The organism is Streptomyces sp. NPDC059874 (assembly GCF_042731135.1).
GTDB lineage: Bacteria > Actinomycetota > Actinomycetes > Streptomycetales > Streptomycetaceae > Streptomyces.
The window spans coordinates 101,905-116,333 of the sequence record NZ_JBHWJY010000001.1 but is presented as its reverse complement, the minus strand read 5'-3'; the positions used below and the strand labels follow the sequence as shown (position 1 = coordinate 116,333).

General features: G+C 71.7%; 11 protein-coding genes. 1 reads left to right on the top strand and 10 read right to left on the bottom strand.

The window, feature by feature from the left end; all coding sequences use genetic code 11:
- Nucleotides 1-18 precede the first annotated feature (18 nt).
- Entirely contained in the window at nucleotides 19-1,467 is a 1,449-nt protein-coding gene (locus ACFV9H_RS00430) for a cation:proton antiporter (RefSeq protein WP_385391370.1), read from the bottom strand.
- Between the two features lie 219 nt (nucleotides 1,468-1,686).
- On the opposite strand from ACFV9H_RS00430, the gene ACFV9H_RS00425 reads away from it, so the two are divergent.
- On the top strand, nucleotides 1,687-3,261 hold the full coding sequence (locus tag ACFV9H_RS00425; protein WP_385391368.1) for an alpha/beta hydrolase: 1,575 nt from the start codon (nucleotides 1,687-1,689) through the stop codon (nucleotides 3,259-3,261).
- On the opposite strand, the gene ACFV9H_RS00420 is transcribed toward ACFV9H_RS00425, so the two are convergent.
- The 9 genes from ACFV9H_RS00420 to ACFV9H_RS00380 form a co-directional block, all read right to left on the bottom strand.
- Nucleotides 3,191-4,513: an MFS transporter gene (locus tag ACFV9H_RS00420; RefSeq protein WP_385391366.1), complete on the bottom strand. Its 1,323-nt coding sequence runs from the start codon at nucleotides 4,511-4,513 to the stop codon at nucleotides 3,191-3,193. The genes ACFV9H_RS00425 and ACFV9H_RS00420 overlap by 71 nt on opposite strands.
- Entirely contained in the window at nucleotides 4,510-4,923 is a 414-nt protein-coding gene (locus tag ACFV9H_RS00415; protein ID WP_385391365.1) for a PaaI family thioesterase, read from the bottom strand. Before ACFV9H_RS00415 ends, ACFV9H_RS00420 begins: the two co-directional genes overlap by 4 nt.
- A gap of 55 nt (nucleotides 4,924-4,978) precedes the next feature.
- Nucleotides 4,979-7,003, bottom strand: a complete 2,025-nt coding sequence (locus ACFV9H_RS00410) for an FAD-dependent oxidoreductase (RefSeq protein ID WP_385391363.1) — start codon at nucleotides 7,001-7,003, stop codon at nucleotides 4,979-4,981.
- 135 nt (nucleotides 7,004-7,138) lie between these two features.
- Entirely contained in the window at nucleotides 7,139-7,825 is a 687-nt protein-coding gene (locus ACFV9H_RS00405; RefSeq protein ID WP_385391362.1) for a DUF4328 domain-containing protein, read from the bottom strand.
- On the bottom strand, nucleotides 7,735-8,397 hold the full coding sequence (locus tag ACFV9H_RS00400; RefSeq protein WP_385391585.1) for a DUF2079 domain-containing protein: 663 nt from the start codon (nucleotides 8,395-8,397) through the stop codon (nucleotides 7,735-7,737). The genes ACFV9H_RS00405 and ACFV9H_RS00400 overlap by 91 nt, the downstream gene beginning before the upstream one ends.
- Nucleotides 8,331-9,320, bottom strand: coding sequence for a DUF2079 domain-containing protein (locus ACFV9H_RS00395; RefSeq protein ID WP_385391360.1), 990 nt, complete (start codon nucleotides 9,318-9,320; stop codon nucleotides 8,331-8,333). Before ACFV9H_RS00395 ends, ACFV9H_RS00400 begins: the two co-directional genes overlap by 67 nt.
- A gap of 263 nt (nucleotides 9,321-9,583) precedes the next feature.
- Nucleotides 9,584-12,610 (bottom strand): alpha-mannosidase, encoded by a 3,027-nt coding sequence (locus ACFV9H_RS00390; protein ID WP_385391358.1) that lies wholly within the window; start codon nucleotides 12,608-12,610, stop codon nucleotides 9,584-9,586.
- Nucleotides 12,611-12,660: 50 nt separating this feature from the next.
- Complete coding sequence (locus ACFV9H_RS00385; protein ID WP_385391356.1) at nucleotides 12,661-13,536, bottom strand: carbohydrate ABC transporter permease; 876 nt, start codon at nucleotides 13,534-13,536, stop codon at nucleotides 12,661-12,663.
- The gene (locus ACFV9H_RS00380; protein WP_385391354.1) at nucleotides 13,533-14,426 is read right to left on the bottom strand and encodes a carbohydrate ABC transporter permease; all 894 of its coding nucleotides are present in this window, start codon (nucleotides 14,424-14,426) and stop codon (nucleotides 13,533-13,535) included. The genes ACFV9H_RS00385 and ACFV9H_RS00380 overlap by 4 nt, the downstream gene beginning before the upstream one ends.
- Nucleotides 14,427-14,429 lie beyond the last annotated feature (3 nt).

Genomic DNA, 14,429 nt, shown 5'->3' with positions numbered 1-14,429 from the left:
TATAGATGAAACGATCGTTTACTTTCGACTCCTCCCCTTCGTCGGGGAGTTCGGACCGTCCGCCGATTCCGCCCCCGATTCCGCCTTCGATTCCGCTTCCGGAACCGCCTCCGGAACCGGCGCCCGACGGTCGACGGCCCAGAGCAGCGGCCCGCAGAGCGCGGTGGTGACCAGTGCCATGACCACGAGGGCCAGATACAGCGCGGGAGTCAGGATGCCCGCGCCGTACCCGGCCTGGAGGACGACGATCTCGGTCAGGCCCCGCGTGTTCATCAGGGCGGCGAGCCGCAGTCCGGTGGTGTGGGCGAGCCCGCCCAGTCGGGCTCCGGCATAGCTGCCGACGAGCTTCGCGGCGACGGCCAGGGCGGTTCCGTAGAGCAGTGCCGGCCAGGAGAGCACCGCCTCGGGCCCGGACGCCAGGGTGGCGCCGGTGGAGACGAACAGCACGGGCAGCAGCGCCCGCCCGGCCCGGCCGAGGGCTCCGGCGGTGACGGTCCAGGAGCCGCGCTCGCCGTCGGCGGGCAGGGCCAGCCCGACGAGCACCGCCCCGAACACGTCGGTGAGCCCGAAGTGCCGGGTGCCGGCGGCCGCGGCCCAGCCCAGAGCGGCGACGGCCACGATCACGAGCCGCTGGTGACGGGCGGCCCGGGCGGCGAGCGCGGCGGTGGCGGCGAGCCGGCGCAGCACGGCGGCCGCGGCGATCCCGACGGCCAGTACGGCGAGTGCCGTGCCGAAGCCGCCCCGGCCCCCCGTGGTCAGGCCGACGGCCACGGCCAGCAGGACCCAGGTGACGGCGTCGATCGAGACCGCGGAGGCCAGGGCGAGCCGCCCGGTCTCGGTGTGCCGCATCCGCCGGTCGGCGAGGATCCCGGCGAGCACCGGCACCGCCGTGACGGCCAGTGAGATCGCCAGCATCAGCACCAGGGCGGCGGCGGGGGCGGTCCCGCGCAGCCGCGGATCGTCGGTGCGCAGCACCCATACCGCGAGCAGCACTCCGGCGGCCATGGGCAGCAGTGCGGAGCCGAGGGAGAGCCACATCACGGCCCTCCCCGACAGCCGGGCGACGCCCGAACGGATCTCGTGGGCGGCGCCGACGAGGAAGAGGGCCAGCCCGAAGTGACCCACCTGCCCCAGCGGTTCCCGGCCCGGCGAGCCGGGGCCGCCCCAGCCCGCCCAGGCGACGAGGGCCGCGCCGAGCAGGAGGCAGCAGGCGATCTCGCCGACGATCCCGGGCTGCCCGATCCCGCGCGCCGCCCGGCGGCCCAGCAGGGCGCAGGGCACCGTCACGGCAAGGACGAGGACGAGGGCGAAGGCGGGTGTGAGCGAGGTCAGCCGGAGCGCGTCCACTGAGTCTCCTCGGCGGTCCGTCGGGGCGGTTGCGACGAGCTCTTCGATACCCGCCGCCCCGCCGAGGATGCGGAACGGGTCGGCGGCGACCACGACTGCGTGGAGTCCGGCCGGTGCCACACCGCGAGCGAACCCTGGGCCCTGTCGTCAAAGTGGCGCCGGTCAGGCCACCAGCGCCCGCGTGTCGGCCAGTTGTCCGGATTTCGGCTCGTTCGTGAGGAGCACGAGATCCCGCCCTTCGGGATGATCCGCCCTGCCGGCGCGTGCAACAGGGTGGTCGGGTACGCCACTTCGGCTACCTCACCGACCTCATCGAAGGGATGGAACGGCCACGTGCGCATGAAACGCCTCGCACCGCTGCTCGCCTCCGCCGCACTCCTCGCCACCACCGTGCCCCTGCTCGCCGCAACCGGCGCCTCCGCCGCCCCGGCGGAGGACACCGCGCGGCAGAAGCCCGACTGGCACCGTTGCAGCCCTGAGCAGCCGGCCTCGTACGAGTGCGCGACACTCAAGGTCCCGCTCGACCACCGGCGTCCCGAGGGGCGGAAGATCGACCTCGCGATATCGCGGGTCAAGAGCGAGAACCCCGCCAAACGGCGCGGCGTCCTGCTGATCAACCCGGGCGGTCCGGGCGGTTCCGGGCTGAGCATGTCGCTGGAGATCAGCCAGGTGATGCCCAAGGACGTACGGGACCAGTACGACCTGATCGGCTTCGACCCGCGCGGGGTCGGCGCGAGCAGTCCCATCTCCTGCGGGCTGACCGACACCGAGCAGAACTTCGACCGGCCGTACCGCCCGGAGAGCTTCGGCTCCGACGTGGACTGGGCGCGCACCGTCGCCGAGAAGTGCCGCGAGAAGGCCGGCGACGTGCTGCCGTACGTCACCACCCGCAACACGGCCCGCGACATGGACGCGATCCGTGCGGCGCTGGGCGAGCGCAAGCTCTCGTACGTGGGCTACTCGTACGGGACCTACCTCGGCGCGGTGTACTCGCAGATGTTCCCGCAGCGGACCGACCGCTTCGTGCTCGACAGCGGGGTGGACCCGCAGGTGATCTGGCGCGGCATGATCCGGGTGTGGGCGACGGAGGCCGAGCCCGCCTTCGCGCGGTGGACGCGGTGGGCGGCCGAGCGCTCGGCCGAGTACGGGCTCGGCGTCAGTCCGAAGGCGGTGTCCGACACCCTGTGGGGGCTGGTGGCGCGCGCCGATCGGGAGCCGATCGACTTCGAGGGCCTGAAGGTCACGGGCGACGACATCCGGGCCTCGCGGGCGGTGTTCTTCTACCCGGCGCAGGCCACCCCGCTGGTCGCGGCCCTGAAGGCGGCGGCCGAGGGCAAGCCGCTGCCGGCGGGCCTCTCCGCCCCTGAGGCGAAGGAACTGCTGACGGGCGGCCGGAGCGCCGAACCGGCCTCGGACAACGGCACCTCCGTCTTCTGGGCCGTGGTGTGCGGGGACACCGGCACCTGGCCCCGCTACCCGGAGCAGTACGAGCGGGACGCGGCGAAGGACAAGGTGAAGTACCCGCTGTACGGGGACTTCGCGTCCAACATCAAGCCGTGCGCCTTCTGGCAGCGGCCGGTGGAGGCCGCCACTCCCATGCGGACCCGGGCGAACGTGCTGACCGTGCAGAACGAGTGGGACTCGCAGACCCCGCTGTCCAGCGGGCAGGGCCTGCACCGCGCGCTGAAGGGCTCGCGGATGGTGCTGGTGGAGGGCGGTGAGGGCCACGGCGTGTACCTGGCGGACCCGAACTCCTGCGCCAACGCTCACGTGAACGCGTACCTGGCCACGGGCCGGCTGCCCGCCCAGGACGTGACCTGCCGGAACGCGGAGCCGCCGGCCGCTAAGGAGCGGCGCGGGTCCCCGGTTCCTTCGGGTCCGCTTCCCTTCCCCGCCGGACCCGGCCGCTTCTGACCCGGCCCGGGCCGTACGGACCCCGCTGCGCGCCCACATTGCTGCCGCGCAGCGGGGTCAGCAGCACGCCGACGAGGATCAGCAGGCACAGCGCCCCGCCACCCAGGCTGACCCCGGGAACGCCGTGCCTGTGGGCCAGGAACGTGAGCACGGCCACGCCGATCGGGCCCGAGGCGTTGTGCACCGTCCAGAAGGCGGAGGTGACCCGGCCGAGCAGGTGGTCCGGGGTGACCTCCTGACGCAGGGTCATGGTGCAGACCCCGCCCAGGGTGATCCCGAACATGAACACGGCGGCCAGGGCGGCGATCACCGGCACGCTGCGGCTGAGGCCGATGCCCGCCACCGACACCGCGATCATGGCCAGCGAGGCGATCCAGCACGTGCCGAAGCCGAAGACCCGGCGCAGCCGCCCGGCGGCGAGCGCCGCGACGGCGGCCCCGACCCCGCTGACGGCGACCACGTAGCCGAGGGTGACCGCGTCCCGGTCGAGGTCCTCCTCCACGTGGAAGATCAGCAGGTCGGTGGCGCCCATGGTGACGAAGGTCAGCAGCGTCAGCTGGATGGTCAGCGGGCGCAGCAGCGGGTGGCTCCACAGGAAGCGGAAGCCGACGACGAACATCTCCCGCAGCACCCCGGCGCCGGCCGTCGGCCGCTTCTCGGCCCCGTCGGCCGCCCGGTGGAATGTCACCCAGCGCAGGCTGCCGGCGGAGACGAGGAAGGTGGCGCCGTCGACGGCCAGGGCCCAGTCGGCGCCGACCCCGGCGGTGAGGAGCCCGGCCACGACCGGCCCGAGCAGCGTGCCGAAGGCGAAGGTGCTCATCAGCCGGCCGTTGGCGGTGGTGAGGTCCTCGGGGCGGACCAGCTGGGGCACCGCCGTCACGTAGGCCACGTCGAAGAGGGTCTTCAGGACGCCGACGCCCGCGGTCAGTACGTACAGCACCCAGACCCGGGGCCCCGCCATCCAGATGAAGGGCACCGCGCCGAGCAGCGCCGCCCGCAGCAGATCGCAGACGATCATGAGCCGGCGGCGGTCCACCCGGTCCACCACGTATCCCGCGAACAGGCCCGTGCCGATGCCGGTGACGCCCGAGACGACGGTCAGCATGCCCATCTGGATGATGGACCCGGTGGCGTCGAGGACGAGCAGCGGCAGCGCGATCAGCGAGATGGAGCCGCCGAGGACGGACAGCGCCTGGCCGAGCCAGAAGACGTTGAAGTTCTTGTTGCGGCCGAGCGAGGAGCTCGGAGTCATCCGAGCAGGGCGTAGACGGTGGAGGCCGTGGCGGCCGGCTCGTCGGATCCTTCCGGGGTCAGGGTGATGTCGGCGAAGGCCATCCGCTTGCCGAGCTTGGTGACCCGTACGCGGATGATCACGTCCGTACCGACCACCGGCCGTTGGAAGCTCGTCGACTGCTGGACGGTGGTCATCGGCCCGTACGCCCCGCGCGCGGCGGAGACGGCGATGACGGTGGCGGTGTCGGCGGCGGCCATCATGGCCTGACCGGAGAGGCCGCCGCCGTCCCGGGCCAGCTCGTCGGACCAGGGCAGCCGCAGTACGGCGTGCCGCTCGCCCGTCTCCTCGACGGTGAGGCCGAGGGCGAGCACCCAGGGGGCGAAGTTGTCGGCGAGGATCTTGTCTGCGTCAGCGGGGGAGAACGTCACCGGGAGATTGTGGCGGCCCGGCCGGGCCGCCACAATCCCTTTCGGTCGAACAGGGTCAGAGGCCGGCGGCCAGCTCCGTGCCCTGGCGGATGGCCCGCTTGGCGTCGAGCTCCGCGGCCACGTCGGCGCCGCCGATCAGGTGCGCCTCGACGCCGGCGGCGCGCAGCGCCTCGTACAGGTCGCGGCGCGGCTCCTGCCCGGTGCACAGGACCACCGTGTCGGCGGGTACGAGGTGCTGCTCGTCGCCGACGGTGATGTGCAGGCCCGCGTCGTCGATGCGGTCGTACGTGGCCCCGGCGACGGAGACGACACCGCGGTGCTTCATCTCGGCGCGGTGGATCCACCCCGTGGTGGTGCCGAGGCCGGCGCCGACCTTGGTCGCCTTGCGCTGGAGGAGGTGGACCTGGCGCGGCGGCGCGGGGCGCTCGGCCTTGGTGAGCCCGCCGGGGCCGGTGTACGTGGTGTCCACGCCCCAGTGGCGGAAGTAGACGTCGGGGTCCTGGGAGGCGCCCTCGCCGCTGTCGGTGAGGTACTCGGCGACGTCGAAGCCGATGCCGCCGGCGCCGACGACGGCCACGCGCTCGCCGACGGGGGCGCCGTCGCGGAGCACGTCGAGGTAGCTGACGACCTTGGGGTGGTCCACGCCCTCGATGTCGGGGGTGCGGGGGGTGACTCCGGTGGCGACGACGACCTCGTCGAAGCCCTGGAGGGTCTCGACGTCGGCGCGGGTGCTCAGGCGTACCTCCACCCCGCTCTCCTCCAGCTGGGTGCCGAAGTAGCGGATGGTCTCCTCGAACTCCTCCTTGCCCGGGACGCGTCGGGCGATGTCGAGCTGGCCGCCGATGTGCCCGGAGGCCTCGAAGAGGGTGACGGCGTGGCCGCGGCCGGCGGCGGAGACGGCGCAGGCGAGACCGGCCGGACCGGCGCCGACGACGGCGACACGCTTCTTCAGCTTGGTCGGGGAGAGCACGAGTTCGGTCTCGTGGCAGGCGCGCGGGTTGACCAGGCAGCTGGCGGTCTTGCCGCTGAAGGTGTGGTCGAGGCAGGCCTGGTTGCAGCCGATGCAGGTGTTGATGGTCTCGGGGCGGCCCGCGGCGGCCTTGGCGACGAAGTCGGCGTCGGCGAGGAAGGGCCGGGCCAGCGACACCAGGTCGGCGCGGCCGTCCGCGAGCAACTCCTCCGCGATCTCGGGGGTGTTGATGCGGTTGCTGGTGACTAGGGGGACGGACACCGCGCCCATCAGGCGCTTGGTGACCCACGTGTAGGCGCCGCGCGGGACGGAGGTGGCGATGGTGGGGATGCGGGCCTCGTGCCAGCCGATGCCGGTGTTGATGATGGTGGCGCCGGCCGCCTCCACCTCCTTGGCGAGGCGGACGACCTCGTCGAGGGTGGAGCCGCCGGGGATCAGGTCGAGCATGGAGAGGCGGTACATGAGGATGAAGTCCTCGCCGACGGCCTCTCGGGTGCGGCGGACGATCTCCAGCGGGAAGCGCACGCGGTTCTCGTACGCGCCGCCCCAGCGGTCGGTGCGCTTGTTGGTTGCGGCGGCGATGAACTCGTTGATCAGGTAGCCCTCGGAGCCCATGATCTCGACGCCGTCGTACCCGGCCGACTTGGCGAGCCGCGCGGCCCGCACGAAGTCCTCCACGGTCCGCTCGACCTGGACGTCGGTGAGCTCGTTCGGGACGAAGGGGCTGATGGGGGCCTGGAGGGCGCTGGGGGCGACCAGGTCCTTGTGGTACGCGTAACGGCCGAAGTGCAGGATCTGCATCGCGATCTTGCCGCCCTCGGCGTGCACCGCCTCGGTGATCACCCGGTGCTCGGCGGCCTCGTCCTCGGTGGTGAGGCGGGAGCCGCCCTCGAAGGGCCGGCCCGCGTCGTTGGGCGCGATGCCACCGGTGACGATGAGCCCGGCGCCGCCGCGCGCACGCTCGGCGTAGAAGGCGGCGAGGCGCTCCATGCCGCCCGCGTGCTCTTCGAGGCCGGTGTGCATGGACCCCATGATCACGCGGTTCGGCAGGGTGGTGAAACCGAGGTCCAGGGGGCTCAGCAGGTGCGGGTACCGGCTCTGGGAACTCATGAGGGGCGCCTCCTCGCGCGGGGGTGATGAACCTGTTCTAGCGAGGGAGGCCCGGTTTTGCAACTAGGTGCAAAACCGTTCGCGGGTCGCCTGCCCGGCGTTCCGGGGGCAGGCGACCCCTGCCTGTGGCGGAGTTCACGCCCGCGACTGCATCGCGGAGAGCCGGCGCACGAAGACGATGGCGCATCCGGCCGCGACGACGTAGAGCACGTCCGATGCCACACCGACCAGGACGGAGTCGCGGAACTCCGCGTCCGTCACCGCGCCGGCGGCGAGCCGGTTGGCGGCCACCGCCACCAGCATGGCCGCGCCGAACGAGCCCGCCCACGCGGCGACGGGCGCCGCCGACACGGGCCGCGCGGAGCTGCCGGACAGCCGCGACGCGCCGGCCGCCCACACCTTCACCGCGATCATGTACGCGAGAACGGTCCAGCCCACGAGCGGGATGAACCAGACCCCGACCGCCCAGCCCGTCCCCCCGACGAACCCGCCGAACATCCCGGGCGCGTAGCCGCCCGCGTTCACCCGGACCCGGTGGAACCAGACGACGAAGACCACGGCCGTGACGACCATGGCCGTCACGGCGAAGCTCAACCCCCTCGAATACAGCTGCCAGGACGGGACCGCGTCCGCCGCCCCGCCCTCCACGAGGGCGTCCAGGACGAGGTACCGGTTGATCCCGGCGGCCCCCGTGAACAGCCGGGTCGCGGCGCACAGCCCGAGCAACACGGTCAAAGCGGTGGCCAGGCCCTTGGGCGAGCGGAACGGCGAGCGCCCCGGGGGCGCGCCGAGCGGAGGCAGTTTTGCGGTGCCGAAGGACATGACGAGGGACCCCCCACGGGTACACGGTGACATGAAGAAGCCCGCCGACGGGGGCGGGCAGCGAGGAACATACGGCACCGGCACGACCGCCGTCCACGCGACTCCGCGCGAAGGCCCGTACGGTCGGCCGGACGCCGGAGCCTCGCGGCGGCCCAGGCGCTCGGCATCCCCGGCGGGCTGGGCCTCCCGCCGGGGGCCGAGCGCCCGACCGAGCTGCGCACCGTAGGCGTGCGGCCCTGCCATCCGGTGCGACTCAACAGGACGAAGCCGTCCTTCTCGACAACAGCGCGGTACCCCCGGACGCGGGCGATGTCGAGGGTGAGCTCCTCCTGCTCGACCGACAGCGGCCAACGGTGGTTCGGCGCGACCAGGGTGTCAACCATGATCCACTCGGGATTGGGACGACTGTCGCCCCAACCGTAGACGCTGACGCTGGTGCGGTCGGCGAGGTGGGGCCCCAGATTGTTCGACGCCTGGACCCTGGCTCCGTCCGGGATCTTGGCCATCACACCGCGGGCCACCGCCATGCGGGGGTCGGTCTGCCAGCTCGCCGGCTGAACCAGCTGCCACAACGGGAAGTGCGGCAAGAGCAGCAGGGTGACTGCCGCGGAGCCCGCCAAGTAGCGGTACAGACTGCGGCCGCTCGTGTTCCGCCGGCGCAGGGCAGCGCGACCAACAGCAGCGGAGAGCGCACCGCCAGGAACAGGGTGGGAGCCAGCACGAGGATGAGGGTGGTGACCTTCTCCTGCGCGGTGATGAGACCGACCGTCACCGTGTGGAGGAAATCGAGCAGGTCCCCCGATCCGCTGTCGGCGGTGCGGGGGTTGTGGGAGGCGTAGTAGCCGTCGAAGCCGCCCGGGTGGAAGGCGGACAGCACCGGCACGACGAGCGCGGTCGCGGCCAGCCCGACGGAGGCCGTGACGATCCCCAGCCTGCGGCCACCGGGCCCGCCGCGCCACGCGATGAGCGGACCGATCACGACAACCGTGAGGCCGAGGTCCTCCTTCACCAGCACGAGCGGCAGCGCCCAGAACGCGGCGGCGCGCAACCGGTCGCTGCCGAGGGCGGTCAGGGAGAAGGCGAGCAGCGGAACGGCGAAGGCCCATTCGTGGAAGTCGTAGCCGACCCCGCTCGCGATGCCCCACGAGACGCCGTAGCAGACCCCGATGACCACGGCGGCCGCGGAGCCCAGTGTCCTGCGGGCCCAGAAGGCCAGCGGCAGCACGCTCGCGGCGACCAGCGCGGCCTGCGCGACGAGCAACAGCTTCACCGACGGCCACAGCCAGTACAGCGGTGCCAAAACGGCCAGGATCGGGGAGAAGTGATCGCCCAGGACGGGAAAGTCCGGCCCCTTGACCTCGGAGACAGGCAGGTGCCCGGCCGCGTAGGACTGCACGACCTGTACGAAGATCCCCAGGTCGAAGGAGTGGGAGAGCAGATGCTCATGGATCCGCAGGGACACGGCCACGTAGGCGAAGAACAGCCCTCCCGCCATGGCCCAGATCCACCAGGTGGGTTCGCGACGGCTTTCTGCGGGGGCTTCCGGAGCCACCCGTTCCTCGGTGCCCGACTGTTGCGTTGGAAGTGCGGCGGCGTTGCCCGAGGGTGCTTGCATGGACCCTCAAGATGCCGGCGACCCCACGGGTCAAGTGCGGAGCCAACGCCCGTGTGGGGAGTCTCCTCCGAATGGAGGACACCACGGGCACCGGGCTCCGGGCACCGGACCGGGGACCCCGGACCGGTGCCCGGCCACCCGGGTCAGGCGCGGCGGAGGCGGATCGTGAGGATCTGGAACGGGCGCAGGGTGAGCGTGACCCTGCCGTCCCGGGTGGGGGCGCCCACGGCCGTGCCGGGCAGCGGGCGTTCGAGGAGGTCGCTCTCCACCGCCTCCGTGATGGGGAAGTCCGCCGCGAGGACGGCCTTGGCGCGGCCGCCCCGGGACTCGTAGACGCGGACGATCACGTCGCCCCCGCGGTCCTCGGCCGGCTTCACCGACTCGACCACCACCGCGTCGTTGTCGACGGAGAGCAGCGGGGCCACCGGGGCCGCGCCCCGGACCGCCCGTTCCGGCAGGTTCAGCGCGTGGCCCTCCCGGACCGCGTCGGCGATGCCGGCTCCCGGGGCGAGCGAGAACCGCAGGGTGTGGCGGCCCTGGTCGGTCTCCGGGTCCGGGTAGCGCGGGGCCCGGAGGAGCGAGAGGCGGACGGTGGTGGTCTGGCCGCCGTCGGGCCGCACGTCACGGGTGACGTCGTGCCCGTACGTGGAGTCGTTGAGCAGCGCCACGCCCCAGCCGGGCTCCTCCGCGTGGATCCAGCGGTGGGCGCAGATCTCGAACTTGGCCGCCTCCCAGGAGGTGTTGGTGTGCGTGGCCCGGTAGACGTGCCCGAACTGCGTCTCGGACGCGGTGCGTTCGGCCTTCACGTCCAGCGGGAAGGCGGCCTTGAGGAACTTCTCCGTCTCGTGCCAGTCCACGTCCGTGACGATGTCCACCGTCTTCGCGTCGGCCCTCAGGGTGACCGTCTGCACCACCGACGAGGAGCCGAAGGAACGGGTCACCGCCACGGTGGCGGCCTCGGGGCTCCCGTCGGTGACCTCCAGGGAGTCCACGTCCACGAGGTCGGTGACCTTGTTGCGGTAGAACCCGTCGATGTCCCACGCGTCCCACATGTTCGGGAAGTCGGGGTGGATCTGGAGCAGGTTGGCGGCGGCTCCCGGGGCGATCGACTCCCGGCCGGATTCGAGATCGTAGGCCGAGACGATCAGCCCGCGGCCGTCGATCTCCACCAGCAGCCGTCCGTTGGCGAGGACGTGTCCGCCCCCGTGCCGTTCCTCGACCGTGACCGGCTGCCGGCCCGTCCGCGTCGGGCGGCCCGCGCCGCCGGCCGGAACGCCGCGCCGGGTGTGCGGGGCACAGTTGAAGACCAGGTCCTGCGCGCCCTCGCCGGCCAGCGCCAGCTGCGCGGCGACGGTGATCCCCTGCAGCTCCTCCCGTACCTCGGCGTACGTCTCGCGGGCCTCGCGGTGCACCCAGGCGATGGACGATCCCGGCAGGATGTCGTGGAACTGGTGCAGCAGCACCGTCTTCCAGATCCGCTCCAGGTCCTCGTACGGGTACGCGAAGCCGGGCACCCGCACGGCGGCCGTGGTCGCCCACAACTCGGCCTCGCGCAGCAGTGATTCGCTGCGCCGGTTGCCCTGCTTGGTCTTGGCCTGGGAGGTGTAGGTGCCGCGGTGCAGCTCCAGGTAGAGCTCGCCGGCCCAGACCGGCGCGTCCGCGTACTCGGCGTGGGCCTTCTCGAAGAAGGCGTCGGGCCGCTCGATCTCCACCCGCGGGGAACCTTCGAGGTCCCGCCGGCGCTTGGCGCGGGCGAGCTGCTCACGGGTGGGGCCGCCACCGCCGTCGCCCCAGCCGAAGGGCGCCAGCGAGCGCGAACCCCGGCCCTTCTCCCGATAGTTGCGGGCCGCGTGCGCCATCTGCGCGCCACCGAGGTCGGAGTTGTACGTGTCCACGGGCGGGAAGTGCGTGAAGACGCGGCTGCCGTCGATGCCCTCCCACCAGAAGGTGTGGTGGGGGAACTTGTTGACCTGGGACCAGGAGATCTTCTGGGTCAGGAACCACTTGGAGCCGGAGAGCTTGACGATCTGCGGCATCGCGGCGGTGTAGCCGAAGGAGTCGGGCAGCCAGACGTTGTGCGTCTCGATGCCGAACTCGTCGAGGAAGAACTTCTTGCCGTAGAGGAACTGACGGGCCATGGCCTCGCCACCGACCATGTTGGTGTCCGACTCCACCCACATGCCGCCGACCGGCACGAACTGTCCGTCCGCGATCTTCTTCTTGATCCGTTCGAAGAGCTCGGGCCGGTAGGTCTTGATCCAGTCGAGCTGTTGCGCCTGCGACATGGCGAAGACGAACTCGGGGTGTTCGTCCATCAGGTTGACCATGTTGGAGGAGGTCCGGGCGACCTTGCGCACCGTCTCGCGCAGCGGCCACAGCCACGCGGAGTCGATGTGGGAGTGGCCGATCGCGCTGATCCGGTGCGCGGAGGCGTTGGCGGGGGCGGCGAGCACCCCGGCCAGGCGGGCGCGGGCGGCGGCGGCCGTGCCGGGCACGTCGCAGAGGTCGATCTCGTCGAGCGCGGAGTCGAGGGCGCGCAGGATCTCGTACCGGCGGGCGCCCCCGGCGTCGAGCTGCGTCATCAGGTCGTAGAGCACTTCGAGGTCCTGGACCAGTTCCCAGACCTCGGTCTCGAAGACGGTGAGGTCCATCCGGGCGAGCCGGTAGAGCGGCTGGTCTCCGCTGGTCCGCCGGTCGCCCTCGTACGTGACCGAGTGGTCGACCAGGATCGGGTTGGAGGCGCCCTCCACGTACCACTCGATCCGCTCGCCGCCCGCCGCCCGGTCGGCCACCCGCACCCAGTCGTTGTACGGGTTCAGCGCCTTGATCTCGCCGCCGTCGGCCCGGTGGACCAGGCCCTCGCACTGGAAGCCGGGCATCATCCGGTCGAAGCCGAGGTCGAGGACGGCCTCCACGGTGCGGCCGGCCCACTCGGCGGGGACGGTGCCGGTGACCTTGAACCAGGTGGTGCCCCAGGCCGGGCCCCACATGTCGCCGATCGCGCAGGGCTCGTACGCCGCGGCCAGCCCCTCGGCGACCGGGACGGGTTCGCCCGGGGCCTCCCAGCGCTCGACGGTCAGCGGGACGGAGTGGGAGTGGACGGCGGGCTTGACGCGCTCCTTGAGGACCCGGCGGAGGCGGTGTTCGATGATGCTGCGGTCGTCATGCATGACGGCTGCTCCAGGAGAGGGGTGGTCGGTCGGGCGTCGGACGGGTCGGATCAGGTCTTGACGGCTCCCTCGCCCACGCCCTTGAAGAAGAAACGCTGGAGGGCGAAGAAGAGGAGCACCATCGGGACGAGGGCCGCCGTCGCACCGGCGGCGATGATCCGCTGGTCGTTGACGGTGGTGGCGCCGGCCAGGGTCTTCAGGCCGAGTTGCAGGGTGTGGTTGTCGCTGTTGGTGAGGACCAGCAGCGGCCAGAGGAAGTCGTCCCAGGCACCCATGAAACTGGTGATGCACACGACGGCCAGTGCGCCCTTGGCCGCGGGGAGGAAGACCCGGGTGAAGCGGGTCCACTCGTTCGCCCCGTCGAGCACGGCGGCCTCCTCGACCTCCTTGGGTACGGCGAGGAAGGCCGCCCGCATGATCATGATGTTGAGGACGGAGACCGCGCCGGGGAGCCAGACACCGATGAGGGTGTCGACCAGGCCCATCTCGCGGACCGTCAGGAACATCGAGATCATCACGGACTCGAAGGGGAACATCAGGGTCGCCACCAGCAGGGTGAAGACGGCCTTGCGGCCCTTCCAGGCCGCACGGGACAGGGCGTACCCGCCCATCGCCGCGAAGAGCATGTTCGAGGTGACGGCGAGGAGCGCGACGGTGAGGGTGTTGCCGACGTACTGGAGCAGCGGGAACGATTCGGCCACCCGGAGGTAGTTGTCGAGGGTGGGCCGCGAGGGCAGCACGCCGTCGTACACGTTCTCGGTGCGGCCGCGGATCGAGGTCAGGAACTGCCAGACGATCGGGCCCAGCATGACGACGAGCATCAGGACCAGCGTCGCGTACCGGCCCGCCAGTCCCAGGAGGTGGCGGCGGCGGTCGGCGCCGACCCGGCGCGGGGGCTCGTTCCCGAGGGAGGCCAGGGTGCTCAACTCTCGTCTCCCTTCGAAAGACGGCGGCCCAGCAGGCTGAAGACCAGCGTCAGGAGGAACAACAGGATGGAGATGGCGCAGGCGTAGCCCGTCTCGCCGGAGAAGCCGAGGCCGACCTGCCGGATGAGGAAGGGGAGGGTGCGGGCGCCGCCCCCGGGGCCGCCGCTCTCACCGCCGAGGATGTAGATCTCGGTGAAGACGCGGAGCGCGGAGATCGCGGACAAGGTGCCGACCAGCAGCATCATCGGCTTCACCTGGGGGACGGTGATGTCGAAGAAGCGGCGGACGGGCCCCGCGCCGTCGATCGCGGCCGCCTCGTACAGGGAGGCCGGGACGTTCCCGAGGGCCGCGAGGTAGAAGACCATGTAGTAGCCGAGGCCCTTCCACACGGTCACGATCATCGCGGAGACCAGCAGCATGGTGCTGTCGGTCAGGAACGGGATCGGCTCGGAGACGATGCTCAGCTTCCGGAGCACGGTGTTGACGAGGCCGTCGCTGCGCAGCACCCACTGCCAGATCAGGCCGACGACCACGGCGGAGGCGATCACCGGGGTGTAGAAGGCGGAGCGGAAGAAGCCGATGCCGGGGATCTCGGCCTGGACGAGGACCGCGAGGGCCAGCGGCAGGAACACCAGGCACGGCACGACGACCACGAGGTACAGCACGCTGTTGCCGGTGGCGACCCAGAAGTCGGGGTCGGCGAAGGCGCGGGTGTAGTTGTCTAAGCCGACGAAGGTGCCGCCGCGCAGGATCCGAGCGTCGGTGAAGGAGAGGACGACGGTGTTGACGAACGGCCAGAGGCTGAACAGCACCACCATCACCAGGCCGGGGGCGAGGAAGAGGTAGGGGGTCCACCACGTGCGGTGGCGCAGCCCGGTCTCGGCTTCCATGGC

Bases quoted from the DNA above. Each gene is read 5' to 3' on its own strand.
- ACFV9H_RS00425 (WP_385391368.1), top strand. From the start codon at position 1,687: ATGAAACGCCTCGCACCGCTGCTCGCCTCCGCCGCACTCCTCGCCACC.
- ACFV9H_RS00420 (WP_385391366.1), bottom strand. From the start codon at position 4,513: ATGACTCCGAGCTCCTCGCTCGGCCGCAACAAGAACTTCAACGTCTTC.
- ACFV9H_RS00410 (WP_385391363.1), bottom strand. From the start codon at position 7,003: ATGAGTTCCCAGAGCCGGTACCCGCACCTGCTGAGCCCCCTGGACCTC.
- ACFV9H_RS00405 (WP_385391362.1), bottom strand. From the start codon at position 7,825: ATGTCCTTCGGCACCGCAAAACTGCCTCCGCTCGGCGCGCCCCCGGGG.
- ACFV9H_RS00395 (WP_385391360.1), bottom strand. From the start codon at position 9,320: ATGGCGGGAGGGCTGTTCTTCGCCTACGTGGCCGTGTCCCTGCGGATC.
- ACFV9H_RS00390 (WP_385391358.1), bottom strand. From the start codon at position 12,610: ATGCATGACGACCGCAGCATCATCGAACACCGCCTCCGCCGGGTCCTC.
- ACFV9H_RS00380 (WP_385391354.1), bottom strand. From the start codon at position 14,426: ATGGAAGCCGAGACCGGGCTGCGCCACCGCACGTGGTGGACCCCCTAC.